This window comes from Parabacteroides sp. D25, assembly GCF_000307475.1.
Taxonomy (GTDB): Bacteria; Bacteroidota; Bacteroidia; order Bacteroidales; family Tannerellaceae; genus Parabacteroides; species Parabacteroides distasonis.
The window spans coordinates 743,088-764,889 of the sequence record NZ_JH976500.1 but is presented as its reverse complement, the minus strand read 5'-3'; the positions used below and the strand labels follow the sequence as shown (position 1 = coordinate 764,889).

The window sequence follows — 21,802 nt, the reverse complement described above, 5'->3', positions numbered from 1 at the left end:
GCCAGAAAGCCTGTAAATACACATAATCCGTAACAATGGTTATATAATCCGTAATTAGGGTTATAACTATATATGAATTATCCTCTATTTTTGCGTACAGAATTATTGATTAAATACGTACGGCTTATGGATAAGATACTTAACTTAGATAGTGTAGACCTATATAACAAACTATACGGCCTCGAAACCCTAAATCCGCTTGTCAGTGTCATAGATTTGAATAAAGCGACGAGTAGTGTAGATCTCATCCGCTTCAATTACGGCATCTACGCACTGTATCTAAAACTAGAGAAAGCCTGCGATATCAAATACGGACGCCAGACATACGATTACCAAGAAGGCACGATCGTTTGCTTCGCCCCCGGACAAACTGCGGAAACAAATCCGACAACCGATAAAGTCCAAGTAAACGCACATGGTATTCTTTTCCATCCCGATTTACTGCGTGGAACGTCACTCGGAAAGAATATAAAGAAATATACGTTCTTTTCTTACGAGGTAAACGAGGCGTTGCATCTCTCGGAAGAAGAAAGATCTATCGTGATGGATTGCCTGAAGATCATCCGTATGGAACTGGAACATGGCGTGGATAAACATAGTAAAACCTTACTTGTAAACCATATCGAACTGCTGCTTAATTATTGTATGCGTTTTTATGAAAGGCAGTTCATCACCCGAGGCAAGACAAACCGGGATGTGCTGACACGTTTCGAAAACCTGTTGGATGAGTATTTCGAAAGTACACTCGCCGAACAGGACGGATTGCCTACGGTGAAATACTTTGCCGACAAGCTTTGCCTCTCATCGAACTATTTCGGTGACATGTTCAAGAAGGAAACCGGCAAATCACCGCAGGAATACATCCAAGAGAAAGTAATCGAGCTAGCCAAAGAACGTATCTCCGGCACGGCGGACACAGTCAGCCAAATCGCATATTCCCTCGGTTTCCAATATCCGCAGCACTTCTGTCGGCTATTCAAGAAACGGGTAGGGTACACGCCAAGTGAATACCGTGCGCAGATCGGTCTATCAACGAATCTATAGAAGGCGTTCAAGAAGATGTTAGATATTAAGACTGTATATGAATGTAACCGGTGCTTGGGATGCAAGACGCTGCACCCACAAGTAAGCCTCATCAATCTAGAGAGCCCGAACCTAGAGCAAGAGGCCGTAAAGTTCGAGTTCTACGCGATCCTCTTGATAGAAGACTGCCCGGACGGTTGCTATTGTTGCGGACGTAAGTATTACGATTATTCCAACGCTACGATGGTGTTTCTTACACCCGGTGAGATTTTCCGCATGAGCGAGAATAATACGCTACCCAACAAAGGGTACCTTTTAGCGTTCCATCCCGACCTATTGTTCCACACGTCATTGGACAACCCTATTAAGAACTATACCTTCTTCGCTTATCACAAAGAAGAGGCTCTGCATCTCTCTCAACGTGAGACAGCCAAAGTTACGTGTTGTCTGGAAAACATCGAGGACGAGCTTCACCATGCCATCGATACGCACAGTGGTACCATTCTATCCCGCCACATTGAATTATTATTGGATTATTGTACACGCTATTATGAGCGACAGTTCATTACCCGGGAAAATAAGAACAAGGCTATCTTGGAGAAATTGGAAAGGCTCCTCGACGAGTATATCATTTCCGGTAAATTAGAGAACGGCCAGCTACCCACCGCCGAATATTGTACGGCAGAACTGGACCTTTCTGTCGCTTACTTCAACGACCTGTTAAGATTCGAGACCGGCAAAACACTGGAGGAATATTTTCAGTTCAAACGATTGAGCGTGGCTAAGACAATGCTACTGAAAAACGGTAATACTCCCGCTTTGGTAGCACGACAATTAGGTTATCCGAACGTACAGTATTTCAGCCTTATATTTAAGAAGATCACAGGCATCGCTCCCTGTGAATATCCATATGCGCAAAACTAAGAAACGGAAGGAATGACCTCCTTCCGTTTCTTAGAATGACATTATTTTCCTAGCTTCTTTTCCAGCATCTTCATAAAATATCCCCCGACAACCGAACGGGCTTGAAAACCTCGTTGCGTACCATCGGAAGTAAAATGCCAATCGCTTAGAGGAACACGTGAAGTCGTCTCGTTGGCGTAGTTCCAGACCGGAACCATCAGCGCATTGAAATCCTCCATCGATCCGGTCAAACAAGCGGACCATAAAATCCAGTCGGACTTCGTATAATCCTCCCGGTTATCCAACGGCAAACCATATTTATTTTGTTTTGTCTTGTAATAAGCCATTTCCGTAGCGGCAACCTCTTTTGGGAAGATATTCAAGCCCAGCAAGCGATCCCAGACCAGATTATATTTTTGGCTCCAAGTGCCCGGCTTATCGAAAGTCAGGCGGTAATGATCACCATCGTTCGCCATCTTCACCCACTTAGCGGCCATCTCACGGGCGACTTCCGTATATTGTCTAGCGATATCGGCCTTACCTAACATCTCCGCCAATTTTCCGTAGCCGGCAACTCCCATAATTGCCTTGATGGACAAGTTCGTGTTATGGGCGAAATGTCCGGCAAAATCATCCGTACAAAGTTGGTTCTTCGGATCAAGGCCTTCCTTCAACAAGTAATTCGCCCATGTAGTCAAGACCTCCCAATGTTGGGCGGCATAATCAGCATTGCCATCCACTATTGCTATAGCGGTCGCTAGCACAAGCATATTACCACTTTCTTCCACGGGCATATCGCCACCATAGGTTTGACCGTTCGCAACCGGATAGGTACCCACATCGTGAGCCGGAAAAGGTTTCTTCCATTGTCCGCTCTCGCTATAATAGAAAATGGGATTCATCATTCCCTTCAATAAATCCGTGTTGTATACTAAGAATAAGGGGGCGGAAGGATACGTAATATCCACTGTTCCGATAGAACCGTTACTGAAATTTTCTTTCGAAAGGAATAAGAGAGTCCCTTCCTTATCAGTCACCAACTTATGGGCGGCGATCGCCTGCCGATATGCGATAGCGCATAGCTCGGCGTATTTCTTCCCTCCTACGGCACTCGTCTCGCTCATCAAAGAAGAATCGAAGGAACCGCAACGCCGCATCAGATCCTCGTAAGAAGCCTCCCCTTTTTCGAACGCCTGATGAATATCCACCTTTCCGTCGTGCTTCCAATAAGGCATCCGGTTGTCTTGGAAATACTGGATCGAATATAAATCATCGTAACCGATCATCAAATGTCCGGAGACGGTTTCCTTGGAGACCTTGCCGATCGGGTCCGTATAAGCGAGGACTGTCATTTGCTCACGCATATCCGAAGAGAGACTTTGCGATCCAGCCGGTAAATTACCAGTAGTCATGAAAGCTTTCTTCGTAGCATAATACTCGTCGATCGTTGCGGAGACTCCCGGTTTCTTGGGGATAACCAAATAGAAATATCCCCAGTCAATCCGTACATCATCCCCGGTTTTCGCCAGAACCTCTTGATCGATTGTTCCTGTCTTCAGGTAAATTAAATCAGGGGTTTCCGTTTTCTCGAAAGTCACCTCTTGATCGATCGTATTCACGGCCCATTGCGGCGTGGCTTCCAGGTATAGTTGCACGTCGTGATCTTTACCGTCGATGGAACGGACTTGATAGGTTATATAATTAAACGGAGAAGTCATAGCCTCCAGATCATTCAGCAAGAAAGGAGCCGTGAAAATCAAGTCCAGACTCACGCCACCGCACTCAAAGGTATAGAATGTTTGCGTAGGCATCACGTTCATGGATTTCTGGATCGCTTTCTCATCGAACGTATCTCCTCGTTTCACCTTCCGCATGATTCCCATATCCACATAAGCGCCTCCCCCATTGTTCCGGCAATGAGCGGCCAACACGTTACCCGTAGGCTTCAAGCTCTCCGCCACCGCTTCCGGTATCTCTTTCAGCAAATCATAGTCCAGACCGTTCCCTGCCACGGCGATTTGCTTTCCATTTAGATACACCTCGATATTATCATCATGCGAATATTGGAGGTAGAGGGCATCCTTTTGCTCATCCGAAGGCCAGTCAAACGTACGACGTACCCAGATATCTCCTGTAGACCAAGGCGTGGAACGATTCGGATTATCTTCCGTTCCGAAAGCGGCTTTTCCCCGCTTCCAACTTTTCGGATCATAAGCCTCGGCGAACCAATCGCCGGCAGGCTGAGACATCGTATAATCGGCCTCCCATAAGCCATCCGAGGCCATACCGATCACCGAGGTCACCTGTATATCGTCCATTCCCATGAAACGGTATGACTTACCATCTACTCGTATACCGCCTAGAAGCGGATAATCACGGCCGGTCCAATGCCGTACCGACTCATCATTCAATTGATCGGCAAACGACCATGCGCTTGTATAGGGGTCGATCGTGACCAAAGGAACGGCCGGAGCACGTAAAGAGTTCTCTGCCGCCGCCGTATATACCTCGGAAACTTTCACTTGCGTACAACAAGATAAAGCCGTACAACAAGATAAAGCCAATAAATAGTTTCTCATCTGCTTACTTCACGGTTTTATGAATGGCCTCCAGCACGATCTTCTCCATGATCTTATAGCCTTCCAAGGTAGGATGCACACCATCTTTCGACAGGTTAGCGGGCAATCCGTTTCGCTCATCTTTCATGGCGGAATGATAATCCACGTATGTCAAACCATTCTTATCCGCATACTCCTTGATCCATTTATTGAGCTGGATAACCTTATCGGCCGGTTGCATACCCGGTCTCCAAGGAAAATCATAAGCCGGCAATACGGAGCAGAAAATCACCTTGATATGATTTGCCTTCGCCAATTCTGCCATAGAGACCAAGTTCCCAAACACGTTTTCCAAGGCGATCACACCGTTATTGTGAGCGATATCATTGATTCCCGCCAAGATCACCACGGCTTTCGGTTTCAAGTTAATAACGTCTTGGCGAAAACGAACTAGCATCTCCGAGGTTGTCTGTCCGCTGATCCCACGGTCTACGAAGTTATTCCGGATAAAGAAAGTCGAATCCGCCGGCCACCATCCGTCTGTAATGGAGTTCCCCATAAATACCACGTTCGAAGGAACTTTCACGGTCTTGTTAGCCTCCGCATAACGACCAAACTGAGCCCAGTCCCCTTTCTCAGTCTGGGCAAATAACGTAGTGGTAGCCAATAAACAACCCGCTACCAGTAAAGCTTGTTTCATGTTTTTCATATTACTTGATTATAAAATACAAACCAACGATCTTGTTTTCATCAAACAAAAGTAATCAAAATTGTCCACTCACCCATTCACACAAGAAAATATCTTATATTTGCTGTCATTGAAAAATAAAAACATCCGAATATGCTGAAAAAGATTCTTTCCAACACGATCGTACGGTTGATACTGGCCGTCTTGATCGGACTTCTGGTTGGGCTTGCCGTAAACGAGTCTGTGTTAAAAGCGGTCATGATCGTAAAACAAATTACGGGACAGATTATTTTCTTCTTGGTTCCGTTGATCATTCTAGGATTCGTGGCGCCTTCTATCGCCCGCTTGAAAAGCAACGCATCCAAAGTCTTATTATTCGCTTTTAGTATCGCATACCTGTCATCGGTTGGCGCCGCTACCTTTGGCGCCGTTGTGGGTTATGAATTAATACCGCATTTGCATATTCAAACCGCCTCGGAAGGTCTAAAAGACATCCCTCCCATGTTGTTTAATCTAGAGATTCCGCCAGTGATGAGCGTTATGTCGGCATTGGTATTGGCCGTGATGCTGGGACTTTCTACCGCATGGGTTAAATCCGAGGAGATGGAGAGGTTGCTGGAAGTATTCCAGAACATGGTACTTAAATTGGTAGAACGGGTCTTGATGCCGGTCCTGCCGCTTTTCATCGCCGCAAATTTCTGTGTCCTTAGTTATGAGGGGGCGATTACAAAGCAGTTGCCTATCTTTTTATCCGTCCTGTTGATTGTCATCATTTGCCATTACATCTGGTTGACCTTACTGTATGTAGTCGCATCGATCTACTCCCGGAAAAATAGCTGGGGCGTATTGAAATACTACGGACCCGCTTATTTGACAGCCTTAGGCACCATGTCATCCGCCGCCACCTTGGGCACGGCCTTGACCTGCGCCAAGAAAAGCAAGATCTTGCGAGAGGAAGTAATTGACGTGACTGTCCCCCTGTTTGCGAACATCCATCTATGCGGCTCTATCTTGACGGAAGTGTTTTTCGTATTGACCGTCTCGCAAATATTATATGGCAGCATGCCGGACTTCACGACGATGTTCGTATTTATCATCTTGCTTGGTTTCTTCGCGATCGGCGCTCCCGGCGTACCGGGCGGTACGGTGCTCGCCTCATTGGGCCTGATCATCGCTATCCTAGGTTTCGACGAGGCGGGAACGGCATTATTGCTTACGATATTCGCTTTGCAAGATAGCTTCGGTACGGCTTGCAACGTGACGGGAGATGGTGCTCTTACCTTAATCACGGATACGTTCGATCAAGGGCAAACGGGAAAAGCTTCCACAGCTTTATAAGGACAAAACCTCATGGCTATTTTACTGCAACCCGCCTTGCAGTAAGTGGTATCACTTCCTTTTCATTCGATACTCTATGGGTGACTCCCCCGTATGCTTCTTGAAATACCGTCCCAGATAGGATTGGCTGGGAAAGTTCAAGTGGTTCGTTATCTCCTGCACGGTCATTTCCGTGGTACGCAACAACACCTTTGTCTCCAATATGATATGCCGGTCTATAATGGTCTTCGCCGACTCGCCCGCCACTTGCCGGGTGATAGTGGAGAGATAACGGGGAGAGATACAAAGCTCGTTCGCATAGAAAGAGACCTCTTTCTGGTCGAGATAATGGGCATGGATGCAATTGATGAACTTATGGAACAACTCCTCCCCACGGTTGCACCCATTTTGCTGGCGGCTCGAGAAGGAGTACCTTGTCTTATCATACATATTAAGGAAGAAGCATTGCAACTGGTTTTTCACGATCATATCACGGTACACGTTATTCCGATCCATGTAAATCAGCCAAAACAGCCGGATGATCACATTTATGGTCTCCTCCTGATCGGCGGGATGCGTATAGCAAGGGCTATCCTTTATGAAGCGGAAAAAGGGCGGATCCAGCCGGAATACGGCCTCGTCGAACAAGACCTTCGAAAAGGATATATATTGTACCTTGAAATCCTCGCTACTCGCGTTCAACGTCAGGATCGTATCCGGTATCAATACGATCACCGTGTTGCGCCGGATATCCCATCGGCTCAAATCGACGGATATATTCGCCGTTCCTTTATAGCAAAATAAGATCATGCCATATCCGCTCTTGTAAGGACGATCCAATAACTCCCTCAAATCGGAATCGCCTATTATGAACGACTCTCCTCTCTCTATCTCAAATGGATTCATATGTCTACTATTTTGCCCGCGAATATAAGAGATCATTAGCATATAACGGATCATTCCATCTCAAAATGAACAATCATCGCCTCATTGTGGAAACAATGGTTCGCCGATAAGCGAGTAGCTTTGCATCCGAAAATATAGGTATTAGTTAAGATGAAAAAGCAAAATCGATTGATGAAGACTGCGATCGCCTTATGGTGTATCGTAGCTGTTGGGTGTAAACAAAGCCCTGTAATCCAACAAAGTTCAGGGTATGCGACAATGACCGTATTCACTTCGGAGAAAACTTTATCCAATAATTACTCGGCGAGTATTCGAGGAAAACAGGATATTGATATTTATCCGCAAGTATCTGGTTTTATTACAAAGCTTTGCGTAACGGAAGGCGAGAGCGTAAAAAAAGGACAAGTCTTATTTATTATTGATCAAGTTCCTTATCAAGCGGCCTTAAACACCGCCATTGCGAACGTAGAGGCCGCTAAGGCATCCGTAGCGACAGCGCAACTGACCTACGACAGTAAACAAGAATTGTATAAAAACAAAGTAGTTTCCGAGTTCGACCTAAAGACCACCTACAACACTCTACTCTCGGCAAAAGCCCAATTAGCCCAAGCGGAGGCACAAGAGATAAACGCCCGTAACAACCTTTCTTACACGGAAGTGAAAAGCCCCTCGAACGGCGTCATCGGAACCCTGCCTTATCGTGTAGGCGCATTAGTAAGCGCAAGCCTACCCAAACCACTCACCACAGTATCGGACAATTCCGAGATGTATGTGTATTTCTCCATGACCGAGAACCAGCTGTTGGCCTTGACCCGTCAATACGGCTCGAAAGACAAAGCCTTGGAGAATATGCCCGAGATCGAGCTTCAGTTGAACGATAAATCGCTTTATCCCCAAACGGGAAAGATCGAGACGATCAGCGGCGTTATCGATCAAAACACCGGAACGGTCAGCTTGCGTGCCGCATTCCCGAACGAGGAGCAATTATTGAATAGCGGGGGCTCCGGGAATGTGATCATTCCGGTTACATACGATAACTGCGTCGTAATTCCCCAAGCCGCCACGTTCGAGATCCAAGACCGGGTATTTGTCTTCAAGGTAGTGGACGGCAAGACGCAATCCGCCCCCGTAGAAGTGACCCGTGTGAACGGAGGACAAGAGTATATCGTAAACGCCGGATTGAATAGCGGCGACGTGATCGTAGCCGAAGGCGTAGGTTTATTGCGTGAAGGAACACCGATTGAAGTAAAACAAAATTAAGAACAATGAAAGTTAGCACATTTATAGAACGCCCCGTACTGTCCGCCGTGATTTCCATCACGATTATGGTTGCGGGTATCATCGGGCTTTTCACCTTGCCCGTAGAACAATATCCGGATATCGCCCCTCCTACCGTTATGGTCAGTACGACTTACTTCGGGGCGAATGCCGAGACCATGCAGAAGAGTGTCGTAGCCCCTTTGGAAGAGGCGATCAACGGCGTGGAAGATATGACCTACATGACCTCCACGGCTACCAACTCCGGTACCGCCACGATCACGATCTATTTCCAACAAGGAACCGATCCGGACATGGCCGCCGTAAACGTACAGAACCGTGTATCGAAAGCGACCGGGCAATTGCCGGCCGAGGTTACCCAAGTGGGTGTCACGACTTCCAAGCGCCAGACCAGTATGTTACAGATCTTCTCGCTCTATAGCCCGGACGGTTCTTATGACGAGAACTTCCTCAGTAATTACATCAGCATCAACCTAAAACCAGAGATACTCCGTATCTCCGGAGTCGGCGAGTTGATGGTTATGGGTGGCGATTACAGTATGCGTATCTGGATGAAGCCCGACGTTATGGCCCAATACAAATTGATCCCCTCGGACGTGACCTCCGTGTTGGCCGAGCAAAATATTGAGTCCGCCACGGGTTCTTTAGGCGAGAACTCGGACGAGACGTATCAGTACACCATGAAATATAGCGGACGCCTGCTTACTCCGGAGGAATTCGGCGATATCGTGATCCGCTCCACCGAGGATGGAGAGGTATTGAAGCTAAAAGAGATAGCAGACATTGAGTTAGGAAAGGAGAGTTATGCCTATATCGGACAAACAAACGGTAAGCCGGGTATCTCCTGTATGGTTTTCCAGACAGCCGGATCGAATGCCACGGAGGTGAATAATAAGATCGACGCTTTTCTTGAGGAAGCCTCGAAAGACTTCCCGAAAGGTATCGAGGTCGTAAAATTGATGAGTACGAATGATTTCTTGTACGCCTCGATCCATGAGGTTGTAAAAACCTTGATAGAGGCCATTATCCTCGTTATCCTTGTGGTATATGTCTTCTTGCAGGATATCCGTTCTACGCTGATTCCGTTGGTAGCGATCGTAGTTTCCTTGATCGGTACGTTCGCCTTTATGACGGTCGCCGGATTTAGCATCAACTTGATCACTTTATTCGCTTTGGTATTGGTGATCGGTACGGTGGTGGATGATGCGATCGTTGTTGTAGAGGCAGTCCAAGCTCGGTTCGACGTTGGATATAAGTCCTCTTATATGGCTAGTATGGACGCGATGAAAGGATTGACATCCGCCATCGTCTCTACTTCATTGGTATTTATGGGCGTGTTTATTCCGGTATCCTTCATGAGCGGTACATCCGGTACGTTCTATACGCAGTTCGGCTTGACGATGGCAGCGGCCGTAGGTATCTCTACCGTTAACGCATTAACGTTAAGTCCGGCACTTTGCGCTATCTTATTGAAGCCTTACATCAACGAGGACGGTACCCAAAAGAATAACTTCGCCGCACGTTTCCGTAAGGCGTTCAACGCCGCATTCGATTCGGTCATCAAGAAATATAAGCACGGGGTATTGTTCTTTATCAAGCGGAAATGGCTGGCTTGGTCTTTATTGGCATGCTCCATCGTATTACTTATCGTCTTGATGAACACGACAAAATCCAGCTTGGTGCCCGATGAGGATCAAGGTACGGTCTTTGTCAACGTAAGTACGGCCTCCGGAAGCTCCTTGGCTACGACTAACAAGATCATGACGAATATCGAGCAACGGATCAACCAGATTCCACAGCTTCAATCTTATTCCAAGGTTTCCGGTTATGGTTTGCTGGCCGGACAAGGTAGCTCTTTCGGTATGTTCATCTTGAAACTAAAACATTGGGATGAGCGCCCGGACAAGGAAGATAACGTACAAGCCGTGATCGGACAGGTATATGGCCGTACGGCAGATATCAAGGACGCTACGATTTTCGCCATCGCCCCGGCCATGATCCCCGGATATGGTATGGGTAACGCATTGGAAATGCATACGCAAGACAAGGCCGGTGGAGACTTAACGACCTTCTTTAACACGACCCAGCAATATCTCGCGGCCTTGCGTGAACGGCCCGAGATCGCTACGGCTTACTCTACCTTCGATATCAAGTACCCGCAATGGCGCGTGGATGTGGACGCGGCGAAATGCAAACGGGCCGGAATCACTCCGGATGCTGTTCTATCAACCCTTTCCGGTTATTACGGAGGGCAATATGTGTCGAATATCAACCGTTTCTCGAAGGTGTATAAGGTGATGATACAGTCTGATCCTAAATATCGTCTGGATGAGGCCTCCTTGAATAATACGTTCGTACGCATGTCGAACGGCGAGATGGCACCGCTTAGTCAGTTTATCACATTGACCAAAGTCTATGGGGCTGAGTCTTTAGCTCGTTTCAATATGTATAATTCGATCGCCGTCAATGCCGTACCGGCCAATGGATATAGCTCCGGGGATGCTATCAAGGCGGTAAAAGAGACAGCGGCCACCTCACTCCCGAAAGGATACGGGTATGACTTCGGTAGTATCACCCGTGAGGAGAACCAGCAGAGTAATACGACCATTATCATCTTCGGTATCTGTATCTTGATGATTTATTTGATCCTAAGTGCCTTGTACGAGAGTTTCCTTGTTCCTTTCGCCGTGATTCTTTCCGTACCGATGGGTTTGATGGGTAGTTTCTTGTTCGCCAAGTTCATGGGATTGGAGAATAACATTTATCTGCAAACCGGTCTGATCATGTTGATCGGGTTGTTGGCGAAGACCGCCATCTTATTGACGGAGTACGCTACCCAGCGCCGCTTGTCCGGCATGAGCCTGACCTCGGCCGCTCTTAGCGCGGCGAAGGTTCGTCTGCGCCCGATCTTGATGACCGCTCTTACGATGATATTCGGTTTGCTGCCATTGATCGTTTCCAACGGCGTAGGCGCTAATGGAAACCGCTCGTTGGGAACCGGTGCCGTTGGCGGTATGTTGATCGGTACATTGGCTTTGTTATTTATCGTGCCTTGCTTATTCATCACGTTCCAATACCTGCAAGAGAAACTACGCCCGATCCAATTCGAGCGTTCCCTTGATTGGCAGGTGCAAGAAGAGGTAAAAGAGGCCGCCGAAGAAAGAAAAGAATATTTAGATAGCAAGAAATAATCTATCCAGTTGTATATATATAATGTATATGAAGAATAACATCATACTCTTTGCCGTAGCGACGCTAGCGTTGAATAGCTGCGGCATTTACAAGAAATACGAGCCTGTCGCCACCCTCCCGGAGAATCTATATCGGGAGGAGATAGCCCCGGCAGATACCTTCTCCATCGGGAATATCAGTTGGCGGGACCTATTCACCGATCCGGCCTTGCAATCCTTGATCGAACGGGGATTAGCCAATAATACAGATCTGCGGATTGCCCATCTAAAGGTGCAAGAAGCCGAGGTGGCGTTAATGACCTCCCGCCTCTCCTACCTCCCGTCGCTCTCCCTAGATCCGCAGGGCACGACAAGTAGTTTCAATAAGGCAAAAGCGTCGTGGACATACAACGTCCCGGTATCGGCCAGTTGGGAGATCGATATCTTCGGCCGGCTGACAAACGCCAAACGACAAGCAAAAGCCGCCTTGTCGCAAAGCCAAGCGTATAGCCAAGCCGTACAAACACAACTGATCGCCAACATCGCCAATTTATATTATACCCTATTGATGCTGGATCGGCAATGCGAGATCACGACGGAAACCGCCGTGAGATGGCAAGAGAGCCTTCGTGCCACCCAAGCGTTAATGGCAGCCGGCATGACTACCGAGGCGGCCGTATCGCAAACCGAGGCTACTTGCTACTCCATCGAGACCTCTGTTAAGGATCTGGAACAGACCATCCGGGAGACCGAGAATACGCTTGCCGTCTTATTAGGAGAAACACCTCAAGATATCGAGCGAGGAAGATTGGAAGAGCAGTCCTTGACCCCGGATCTGGCGATCGGCATCCCGGTGCAGCTGCTATCGAACCGTCCGGATGTACGTAGCGCCGAGTACGCATTGGCGCAAGCGTTCTACGGGACAGCCTCCGCACGCTCCAATTTTTATCCCTCGCTACGTCTTAGCGGCAGCGCAGGGTGGACAAACAGCGCAGGCAGTTACATCGTAAATCCGGGTAAACTATTACTATCGGCGGTCGGCTCCCTCACGCAACCGCTATTTAACAAAGGAGCGAATATCGCCCAATTGAAAATAGCGAAAGCGCAGCAAGAGGAGGCCAAGCTCACTTTCCAACAAACCGTGCTCAACGCCGGAAAAGAGGTGAACGACGCACTTACCCAAGCCCAGACCGCAAAGGGAAAGATCGACTTGCGTACACACCAAATCGAATCGCTTGAAGATGCCGTGCGTAGCACCCAATTGCTGATGACGCATGGAAACACTACTTATTTGGAAGTGCTCACGGCACAGCAAACCCTGCTCAGCGCCCAGCTCTCCCAAGTAACGGATCGTTTTGACGAGCTTCAAGCCACCGTAAACCTCTACCAAGCCTTAGGAGGAGGCAGACATTAAAGAGAGTCCTTTCAGACTTGTATATAATTATGATTGTAACCTCCTTTTGTGCGTGACGCATAGAAGGAGGTAAAAAAATACCCGGTTTATGGTATATGCCGTAAACAATCCATCCACTATCTTTGTCATATAAATAAAAGAATCCAGAAACAACAAAATTCATTTGTATATGGCAAGAATAGCAAGACAACTGACCGACCTTGTCGGCAACACTCCCCTGTTGGAGTTCTCTAATTTCAACGCGAGCAAGGGCCTTAAAGCCCAAGTAATCGGCAAGCTGGAATATTTCAACCCGGCTGGTAGCGTAAAAGACCGCATCGCCTTGGCGATGATCGAGGACGCCGAGGCTAAAGGCTTGTTGAGACCCGGCGCTACCATTATCGAACCGACCAGCGGTAATACCGGAGTCGGACTCGCTTTTGTCTCCGCCTCGAAAGGCTACAAATTAATCCTGACCATGCCGGATACCATGAGTGCCGAGCGTCGTAACTTATTGAAAGCGTTAGGTGCCCGGCTCGTCCTCACCCCCGGGGCAGAAGGCATGAAAGGAGCCATCGCCAAAGCGGAGGAACTGCGTGATGCGACTCCCGGTTCCATCATCCTACAACAATTCGAGAATCCCGCCAACCCGGCCATGCATATCCGCACGACCGCCGAGGAGATCTGGCGTGATACGGATGGTAAAGTAGACCTGTTTGTAGCCGGCGTAGGAACCGGAGGCACGGTCAGCGGTGTCGGTGCCGGATTGAAAGCTCACAACCCGAACGTACAAATCGTAGCGGTAGAGCCTAGCGATTCACCGGTACTTTCCGGAGGCAAGCCCGGCCCGCACAAGATACAGGGCATCGGAGCCGGCTTTATCCCCAAGACCTACAACGGGGAGGTAGTTGACAATATCCTGCAAGTAACGAACGATGACGCTATCCGTACCAGCCGCGAACTGGCCGGGAAGGAAGGGTTGCTGGTAGGAATATCTTCCGGCGCCGCTGTATACGCCGCCGTGGAACTAGCTAAACTTCCGGAGAATGAGGGAAAAACGATCGTGGCGTTGCTTCCGGACACAGGAGAAAGGTATCTCTCCACGGTTCTATATGCTTTCGAGGAATATCCTCTATAGGCTTTTATCGGTTTATCTGATGTCATAGAATCTGAGTCGAAAACACTATAGTGTTTGTGGATAAACACAATAGTATTCAGACTAAAACACTACTGTATTCGTGCACAAATACAGTAGTGTTTTTTACAGATTACAAGAGCCCTTTCGTACTCGGTAGCTCAAACCGATAAATATCTCGTCGGATCGCCATCTTGATCGAGCGGGCCAAAGCCTTGAAGATACCTTCTATCTTATGATGCTCGTTCATACCCTCGGCACGGATATTCAAATTCATGCGGGCAGCGTCGCTCAAGCTCTTGAAGAAATGGAGGAACATCTCCGTAGGCATATCTCCCACTTTCTCACGGTGGAACTCAGCGTCCCAAACCAACCAAGGACGGCCACCGAAATCCAGCGCCACACTACACAAGCAATCGTCCATCGGAAGGCAATAGCCATAACGCTCGATCCCTCGCTTATCACCCAGCGCTTTCAGCATCGCCTCGCCAAGGGCAATCGCCGTATCCTCTATCGTATGATGCTCGTCGACCTCCAGGTCGCCTTTTACCCGTACCGTCAGATCCGTACCGGAATGCTTACCGATCTGATCCAACATATGATCGAAGAAACCAAGCCCGGTAGAGATCGATGTCTTTCCGGTTCCATCCAGATTCCAGTCCACATAGATGTCCGTCTCCTTCGTGGCACGCCGTACGACCGCACGACGCTCGCCGGCAAACAGATACTCGGTGATCTTATCCCAATCATCCGTGATATAGGCGGGAGACAATGAGGTAGCGTAAGCCGCCAACTCACTCTCCGCTCCCTCCTCCGGGCGCAACCAGATACCTTTAGCGCCCAGATTATGGGCCAACTCCATATCCGTAAGGCGGTCCCCGATCACGAAACTATTCTCCAGATCGTATTCACCGGTCATATATTTCGTGAGCATTCCCGTACGAGGCTTACGATTCGGGGAATTATCCTCGGGAAAGGAAGGATCGATCAAGATATCGTCGAATACGATCCCCTCTCCTTCCAGCGTCTTTAGCATCAAGTTATGGGCAGGCCAGAAAGTCTCCTCCGGGAAAGAGGGCGTTCCCAGCCCGTCTTGGTTGGAGACCATCACGAACTCGAAATCCAACCGCTCGCGAATGAAATAGAGGTTACGCATCACCTTCGGGACAAACTCTAGTTTCTCCAAGCTATCCAATTGATAATCTACGGGCGGCTCTTTTACAAGCGTGCCGTCCCGGTCGATAAACAACGCTCTTTTCCTCGTGCTCATAATTTCATGTTTTTCATCGCGTTCAATAAGCTATCATTCTCTTTCGGCGTACCGATCGTAATACGAAGGCAACCCCGGCATTTCTGCACGTTACTACGGTTACGCACTACGATCCCTTTCTTCACGAGCCCATTATACATGGCATCCGCCTTGGCGACATTCACCAACAAGAAATTAGCGTCCGAAGGATATACTTGATAGGAGAAAGGAGGCTCGGACAGGATCTTCTCCAGCCGGTTACGCTCCGTGAGGATCTCGTTCACTTGGTGCTTCATGGTCGCCTCGTCGTTCAAGAGCTCCAAAGCTTTCTCCTGTGTAAGCTGGTTGACGTTATACGGATATTTGATCTTATTCAAGACACCGATAATCTCCGGAGAGGCGAATGCCATACCCAAACGAATACCCGCCGCTCCCCACGCTTTCGACAAGGTTTGAAGAACGATCAGATTCGGGAACCCGGATAATTCCTTCAAGAAAGAGGGATAAGCGGAGAAGTCGATATAAGCCTCATCGATCACCACGATTCCTTCATAATTCTTCAAGATCTTATAGATCGAGCCACGATCCAGACTGTTGCCACTAGGGTTATTCGGAGAACATAGGAAGATCACTTTTGTCCACTCGTCCGCCGATTCCAATACGGCTTCCGCATCCAAATCAAAGTTTTCGTCCAAAGAAACCTTACGGCATTCCACGTTATTTACATTCGCTGCCACCTCATACATGCCATACGACGGCGAGATCGTCACTACACTATCCAACCCCGGCTCGCAAAAAGCACGGATCACCAGATCGATGGCCTCGTCACTGCCATTGCCCAAGAAGATCGAGCTACGGTCCACACCTTTCAACACGGCCAGACGATCCTTCAATTTCCACTGCAAGGGATCGGGATAACGGTTATACGGCATATTCCACGGATTCTCATTCGCATCCAGAAAAACGGAGGCATCCCCATGAAACTCATCACGTGCGGATGAATACGGTTTCAAATTCCAGACATTCGGTCTTACTAAATCTTTCAGGTCTTTCATATCGTGTTCAATCTAATTGTTACTGCGTTGCGGTGAGCATCCAGCTGCTCGTTGGCCGCCATGGTTTGGATCGTACTACCCAAGGCACGGATACCATCGGAAGTGATCTCTTGGAAAGTGATCTTCTTGATGAAACTATCCAAGTTCACGCCGCTATATGCCTTGGCATAGCCGTTGGTCGGCAAGGTATGATTCGTGCCGGAAGCATAATCGCCTGCGCTTTCCGGAGTATATGGACCCATAAAGACACTGCCGGCGTTCTCGATTCGCTCCGCGATAGCGGTGTAATCCGCCGTCTGGATAATCAAGTGTTCGGGAGCGTATTGGTTCGTGAAGTCTACGACTTCCTGCGAATCTTTCAATACGATGATACGGCTGTGCGCTAATGATTTCTCGGTAATTTCCTTTCGAGGCAAACGATTGAGTTGCTCTTGGATGGCACGGGCCACGGGTTCCACGATCGTTTCCGAAGCGGTTACGAGGATCGCTTGGCTATCCACTCCATGCTCGGCCTGCGAGAGGAAATCGGCGGCGATAAAATCGGGATTCGCCGTCTCGTCCGCGATCACCTCTACCTCGGATGGTCCGGCGGGCATATCAATGGCGACCTCTTTCAGGCTTACTAATTGCTTTGCCGCCGTCACGTATTGATTACCGGGGCCAAAGATCTTATACACCTTGGGGACCGATTCCGTCCCATAGGCCATCGCCGCTATCGCTTGGATTCCTCCAGCCTTGAATATCTTACTTACACCTGCGACCTCTGCGGCGAACAGGATAGCGGGATGTACTTTCCCTTCCCGGTTCGGTGGCGTACATAATACGATCTCCTTGCAGCCGGCGATACGTGCGGGCACTGCCAACATCAATACCGTGGAAAACAAAGGCGCCGTTCCGCCCGGAATATATAAACCGACTTTCTCAATCGCTACCGCTTTCTGCCAACAAGTGACTCCCGGGGTAGTCTCCACTTTCTTTCCCTCGAAACGCTGCGAGGCATGGAACTTCTCGATATTCGCCTTTGCCGTACGGATCGCCTGTTTCAAGTCCTCAGCGACCAAGGCATCCGCTTCCCGCATCTCCTCTTCCGAGACTTGAAGGGAAGAAAGGAGCACCTTATCAAACTTTTCCTCATACGCTTTTACGGCGATGTCACCCTGCTCACGTACCTCGTCCAATACCGTACGGACCGTATCGAACAAGGTGGTTACATCCAATGCGGGACGTTTGATTAGTGAGCTCCATTCCTCACGTCCGGGATATTTTATAATCTCCATATTATACAATCATTTTCTCGATCGGAAGCACTAAGATACCTTCAGCCCCCAATGATTTTAGTTTACCAATAATTTCCCAGAAATGCTTCTCGGCGATCACGGATTGAACAGAGACCCATTCATCGTTTGCCAAAGGCGTTATGGTCGGGCTCTTCATACCGGGAAGCACCTCGATAATCTCATCCAGCTTTTCTTTCGGAGCGTTCAGCAACACGTACTTCTTGCCCTCGGCGACTTGAATCGCTTCAAAGCGGAATAGAAGCTCATCCAAGATCTCCAGTTTCTCTTTGGACAGATTATTGTTGGCGATCAATAAAGCCTCACAAGGAAGGACTACCTCCACTTCTCTCAATTGATTGCTTACCAAAGTACTACCGGAGCTTACGATATCAAAGATAGCGTCCGCCAAACCAATGCCCGGGGCGATTTCCACAGAGCCGCTGATTACATGAATATCCGCCTTCACGCCTCTCTCCTCCAAGAAAGACCGTAGGATCGCAGGATAGGAAGTAGCGATCGTTTTTCCCTCAAACCACTCAGCCCCCTTATATTCCTCATCTTTGGGGATCGCTAAGGATAGACGGCACTTACTAAAGCCCAGACGCTTGATCAATTTCGCCTCTTGCCCTTTCTCTACGTACTCGTTCTCTCCGACAATACCAATATCCGCCACACCGTTAGCTACAGACTGAGGAATATCATCATCACGAAGGAATAATACCTCTACCGGAAAACCTTTTGCCGATAATAACAGGATGCGTTTGCCCCTGTTTAGTTTAATACCTGCTTCTTCAAGCAACATCATGGTCTCGTCGTACAGACGGCCTTTCGATTGTACCGCAATTCTCAACATAACTATATCTTATTTTTATATTATAAATATCAACAAAAAAAGGCTTACCGCAAAACGGCAAGCCTTTATCTTTTTATCATGAGTACATACATACCATTCAGCCCACCGAACTATTGCCCGCTGTAATGATGATGGTGATATAATGTAGTCGTTATTTTCATTTCTTTTGTTATTTACGTCGCAAAGTTACAATAATAATTGAAAGAACAAATATTTCTGACAAAATATTATCACAATATCGATATTACTTCAATCCGTTCTTACGAAGCAACTCTTCTATCTCTTTCAAGCTTATAGATTCACGTTCTGCTTTGTCGTAGATGTTAGAGCAAGTTGATCTCTGTCTCATCGATGCTTAACAATTCTTCGACCAAATCCATCTTTAGGCATTTTAGTTCCATTGCCGTCATACAAATGCTCCTTTCTTATTAATTCGTTCTCAAGGACAAATATAATGATTTACTTTAATACAAATGACTCGCTTGCTGCTTAATCTTATTGGAAAGCATCAAGGGGAAGTCCGGATGCGCGGTAAAAAACGCATCAACTTCTTCCCGAGCTTCCTTCGATGTATGGGCGGAAAGCAAGGAGCGAACCCAAGCGGTGGGGAAAAAGATATCGCCAGTCCGCTGTACTTCCGGCATCGCTTCCAAGGCCGGACGGATATAAGCGACCGACTCTTGTTCTCGCAGGCGATGGTTCAAATGAGCGAGAGCGGAAGAGGCCCATGGCTCCACCCTACGATTCCCGGCGATCAACAAGGAAGCGAAAACACTGTCACGTTCCTCTTTACGGGGCGATACGGATGGGGAGATAAATTGATACTCCTTCTTCCGGTCCGGATTCTGTATGCGGGATAATTGCGTAGCGATAATCTTATCCGCTTTTTCCGGCAAATGTATCGCCAATATATAGGACAAGCCAATATAATCACTCTCGCTCAATGCGCAATCTTTCGGAGCTTTCCGTTCCTGCCATAACGTATACAGACGTTGTACCGCCTCCTCCGAATCCGCTATCGAACGATACAAACGAAACGCCTGCAAGCGATGTTGGGATACGGGATTCGTTGTCACGATCCTCCACAAGGCCTCTTCCAACGGACGAGAATCCGACGGGAATATCCGCTGGCAATCTCCTAAATAGCTTAAAGCCATCGAGAACAATAAAGAATTAGACTCATTCGGTAAATACGCTAACATTTCATCACGGAACCCTTGTGGAGAAATCGTTTTCCAACGAAGATTCTCATAAAGGGTAATCAGCAAAGATCCCTTCAACACCTCATCTTCCGATAAGCGAAGCACAGACCATAGACCGGAAGACTCCCCCTCTGTTATTTTAAAGAAGCCATAGCCACGCCCATTTGTATTCGGAAGAATGACACAATTTCCATTCGGAAGAAAACTTAATTTCATTCGGAAGGAATCAGAGTTTCCTTCGAGAGAAACCGGGATTTCTTCCGAATCCGTTCCACAGATCACCCGATAGGTTAATTCTTGCGGCCATTTTAAACCCCGGCCCAACGGATCACGCTGCTCTACGACCAACTCGCCGTCCTTAACCGAAGCCGTAATCTCCGGCATACCCTTCTGATTCACCCACACCTCACTCCAAGCGGCCAGATCCTCTTCCGTATATTTATTCAAGATACGGATCAAGCCCTCCCACGTAGCGTTCCCATACGCATAAGTAGTCAAGTACTCACGGATTCCCTGCTGGAAAGCCTCTTCTCCCAGAACACGTACCAACATTTCCATAACCACGGGAGATTTATCATAGATGATATTACCATATACCAAACCGGCGTTCCGCAAATTATCCAAATCTTGCTTGATCGGATTCGCACCTGACGTACGGTCTTCCGAATAAGATGCGGGAATATAATCCCGAATAAAATTCAACCGGTGATTCACGTCCGGATATAAAGGTTCTACGATACGGGAAGCAAAATAATTAGCGAAAACCTCTTTTATCCATACATCATCAAACCATTTCATCGTTACATAATCGCCAAACCACATATGAGAGGTTTCATGCGCGATCAAGGAACTCCGACTCAATCGCTCATTTAAGGTAGGATGCTCATCCAGAAACATCCGACGATCCGTATATAAAGTAGCACCCGTATGTTCCATACCCCCATATTGGAAACCGGGTAAGATAATCACGTCATATTTAGCGAAAGGATAAGGAATACCAGTAAAGTCTTCCTGCCATTCCAACGCGTCGAACACCTCATCGGCGATGGCTGGGCATTGAGCGATCTTTTTCGGATCCGTCTCCCGATGATAAATAGAGATATCCCGCCCGTTCCGGAAATAAACCTCCCGAGTCAGTTTACCGGCCACGAATGAGAACAGGTAGGTACTAAGCGGTTCCGTCTCCTTGAAAGAAATACGATTCCGACCGGAGACGCTCGTACTATCCGTTTGTGTGATAGCGCCATTCGCCACGGCCTGCCAAGTGGAAGGAACTTCCAAGGTCAAGGTAAAAAACGACTTCATATCCGGCTGGTCAAAACAAGGGAATACCGTACGTGCCCGGTCCGGAACCAATAACGTATACAGGAACTCATCCCGTCGATTCAAGGATTGATCCGCCGGAGTAAAAGTGATCGCTACCCGGTTCTCTCCCACCGCTACCCAATCTGAGGCAATCACGATATGCTCATCTTTCACTTCATAGGGAATATCTCCTCCGTTCAAGGTTACGGAGGTCACTTGCTCCGGTTCTCCGCAGAAATCAATAATAAGCGGCTGTTTCTCGTCTAATCGCAAGGATAGCTCCACTTTTCCCCGGATCGCCTCGTCACGAGATTCCGGGATCGAGAAGAAAAGATTATAACGGACATTTGAGAAATGCTCCTTCCGGAATTGAGCTAGCTCAAGGCTCACACCGGGCCGGGACAAACCGGCCTCATCTTGTTTAACAGAGCTACAAGCAACCAGACCGGACAGTACGCAAGCTCCGATAAATACCTTTAGATTCATATCT

15 protein-coding genes are annotated in these 21,802 nt (G+C 48.0%); 7 read left to right on the top strand and 8 right to left on the bottom strand.

Going from position 1 to position 21,802, the window contains the following annotated elements; translation table 11 throughout:
• Positions 1–126: 126 nt before the first annotated feature.
• Both HMPREF0999_RS03000 and HMPREF0999_RS02995 read left to right on the top strand, forming a co-directional pair.
• Entirely contained in the window at positions 127–1,044 is a 918-nt protein-coding gene (locus HMPREF0999_RS03000; protein ID WP_005857168.1) for a helix-turn-helix domain-containing protein, read from the top strand.
• A 15-nt stretch (positions 1,045–1,059) separates the two neighbouring features.
• Positions 1,060–1,947, top strand: a complete 888-nt coding sequence (locus HMPREF0999_RS02995; protein WP_005857170.1) for a helix-turn-helix domain-containing protein — start codon at positions 1,060–1,062, stop codon at positions 1,945–1,947.
• Between the two features lie 41 nt (positions 1,948–1,988).
• Here HMPREF0999_RS02995 and HMPREF0999_RS02990 read toward each other — a convergent pair whose 3' ends face one another.
• The gene (locus HMPREF0999_RS02990) at positions 1,989–4,505 is read right to left on the bottom strand and encodes a glutaminase domain-containing protein (protein WP_009275131.1); all 2,517 of its coding nucleotides are present in this window, start codon (positions 4,503–4,505) and stop codon (positions 1,989–1,991) included.
• 4 nt (positions 4,506–4,509) lie between these two features.
• Positions 4,510–5,193: an SGNH/GDSL hydrolase family protein gene (locus HMPREF0999_RS02985; RefSeq protein ID WP_005857175.1), complete on the bottom strand. Its 684-nt coding sequence runs from the start codon at positions 5,191–5,193 to the stop codon at positions 4,510–4,512.
• A 132-nt stretch (positions 5,194–5,325) separates the two neighbouring features.
• On the opposite strand from HMPREF0999_RS02985, the gene HMPREF0999_RS02980 reads away from it, so the two are divergent.
• Positions 5,326–6,510 (top strand): dicarboxylate/amino acid:cation symporter, encoded by a 1,185-nt coding sequence (locus HMPREF0999_RS02980; RefSeq protein ID WP_005857177.1) that lies wholly within the window; start codon positions 5,326–5,328, stop codon positions 6,508–6,510.
• Positions 6,511–6,561: 51 nt separating this feature from the next.
• Here HMPREF0999_RS02980 and HMPREF0999_RS02975 read toward each other — a convergent pair whose 3' ends face one another.
• Positions 6,562–7,395, bottom strand: a complete 834-nt coding sequence (locus HMPREF0999_RS02975) for a helix-turn-helix domain-containing protein (RefSeq protein WP_005857181.1) — start codon at positions 7,393–7,395, stop codon at positions 6,562–6,564.
• Between the two features lie 150 nt (positions 7,396–7,545).
• Between HMPREF0999_RS02975 and HMPREF0999_RS02970 the strand changes: the two genes are divergently transcribed.
• The 4 genes from HMPREF0999_RS02970 (at position 7,546) to cysK (ending at position 14,374) form a co-directional block, all read left to right on the top strand.
• Positions 7,546–8,655 carry an efflux RND transporter periplasmic adaptor subunit gene (locus HMPREF0999_RS02970; protein WP_029257190.1) on the top strand — a complete coding sequence of 370 codons (1,110 nt, stop codon included), beginning with the start codon at positions 7,546–7,548 and terminating at the stop codon, positions 8,653–8,655.
• A gap of 5 nt (positions 8,656–8,660) precedes the next feature.
• Positions 8,661–11,864, top strand: coding sequence for an efflux RND transporter permease subunit (locus HMPREF0999_RS02965; protein WP_005862602.1), 3,204 nt, complete (start codon positions 8,661–8,663; stop codon positions 11,862–11,864).
• Positions 11,865–11,892: 28 nt separating this feature from the next.
• The gene (locus HMPREF0999_RS02960) at positions 11,893–13,257 is read left to right on the top strand and encodes an efflux transporter outer membrane subunit (RefSeq protein ID WP_005857187.1); all 1,365 of its coding nucleotides are present in this window, start codon (positions 11,893–11,895) and stop codon (positions 13,255–13,257) included.
• Between the two features lie 169 nt (positions 13,258–13,426).
• The gene (gene cysK / locus HMPREF0999_RS02955) at positions 13,427–14,374 is read left to right on the top strand and encodes a cysteine synthase A (protein ID WP_005857189.1); all 948 of its coding nucleotides are present in this window, start codon (positions 13,427–13,429) and stop codon (positions 14,372–14,374) included.
• Positions 14,375–14,504: 130 nt separating this feature from the next.
• Here the strand turns inward: cysK and hisB are convergent, their stop codons facing one another.
• The 5 genes from hisB to HMPREF0999_RS02930 form a co-directional block, all read right to left on the bottom strand.
• A complete protein-coding gene (gene hisB, locus HMPREF0999_RS02950) occupies positions 14,505–15,641 on the bottom strand; it encodes a bifunctional histidinol-phosphatase/imidazoleglycerol-phosphate dehydratase HisB (RefSeq protein ID WP_005857191.1) in 1,137 nt (378 codons plus the stop codon).
• The gene (gene hisC / locus HMPREF0999_RS02945; RefSeq protein WP_005857193.1) at positions 15,638–16,675 is read right to left on the bottom strand and encodes a histidinol-phosphate transaminase; all 1,038 of its coding nucleotides are present in this window, start codon (positions 16,673–16,675) and stop codon (positions 15,638–15,640) included. Before hisC ends, hisB begins: the two co-directional genes overlap by 4 nt.
• Positions 16,672–17,952 carry a histidinol dehydrogenase gene (gene hisD / locus HMPREF0999_RS02940; RefSeq protein WP_009275129.1) on the bottom strand — a complete coding sequence of 427 codons (1,281 nt, stop codon included), beginning with the start codon at positions 17,950–17,952 and terminating at the stop codon, positions 16,672–16,674. The genes hisC and hisD overlap by 4 nt, the downstream gene beginning before the upstream one ends.
• A 1-nt stretch (position 17,953) precedes the next feature.
• Positions 17,954–18,805, bottom strand: coding sequence for an ATP phosphoribosyltransferase (gene hisG, locus HMPREF0999_RS02935; protein WP_008779818.1), 852 nt, complete (start codon positions 18,803–18,805; stop codon positions 17,954–17,956).
• A 464-nt stretch (positions 18,806–19,269) separates the two neighbouring features.
• A complete protein-coding gene (locus HMPREF0999_RS02930) occupies positions 19,270–21,798 on the bottom strand; it encodes a M1 family aminopeptidase (RefSeq protein WP_009275128.1) in 2,529 nt (842 codons plus the stop codon).
• Between the last annotated feature and the right edge of the window lie 4 nt (positions 21,799–21,802).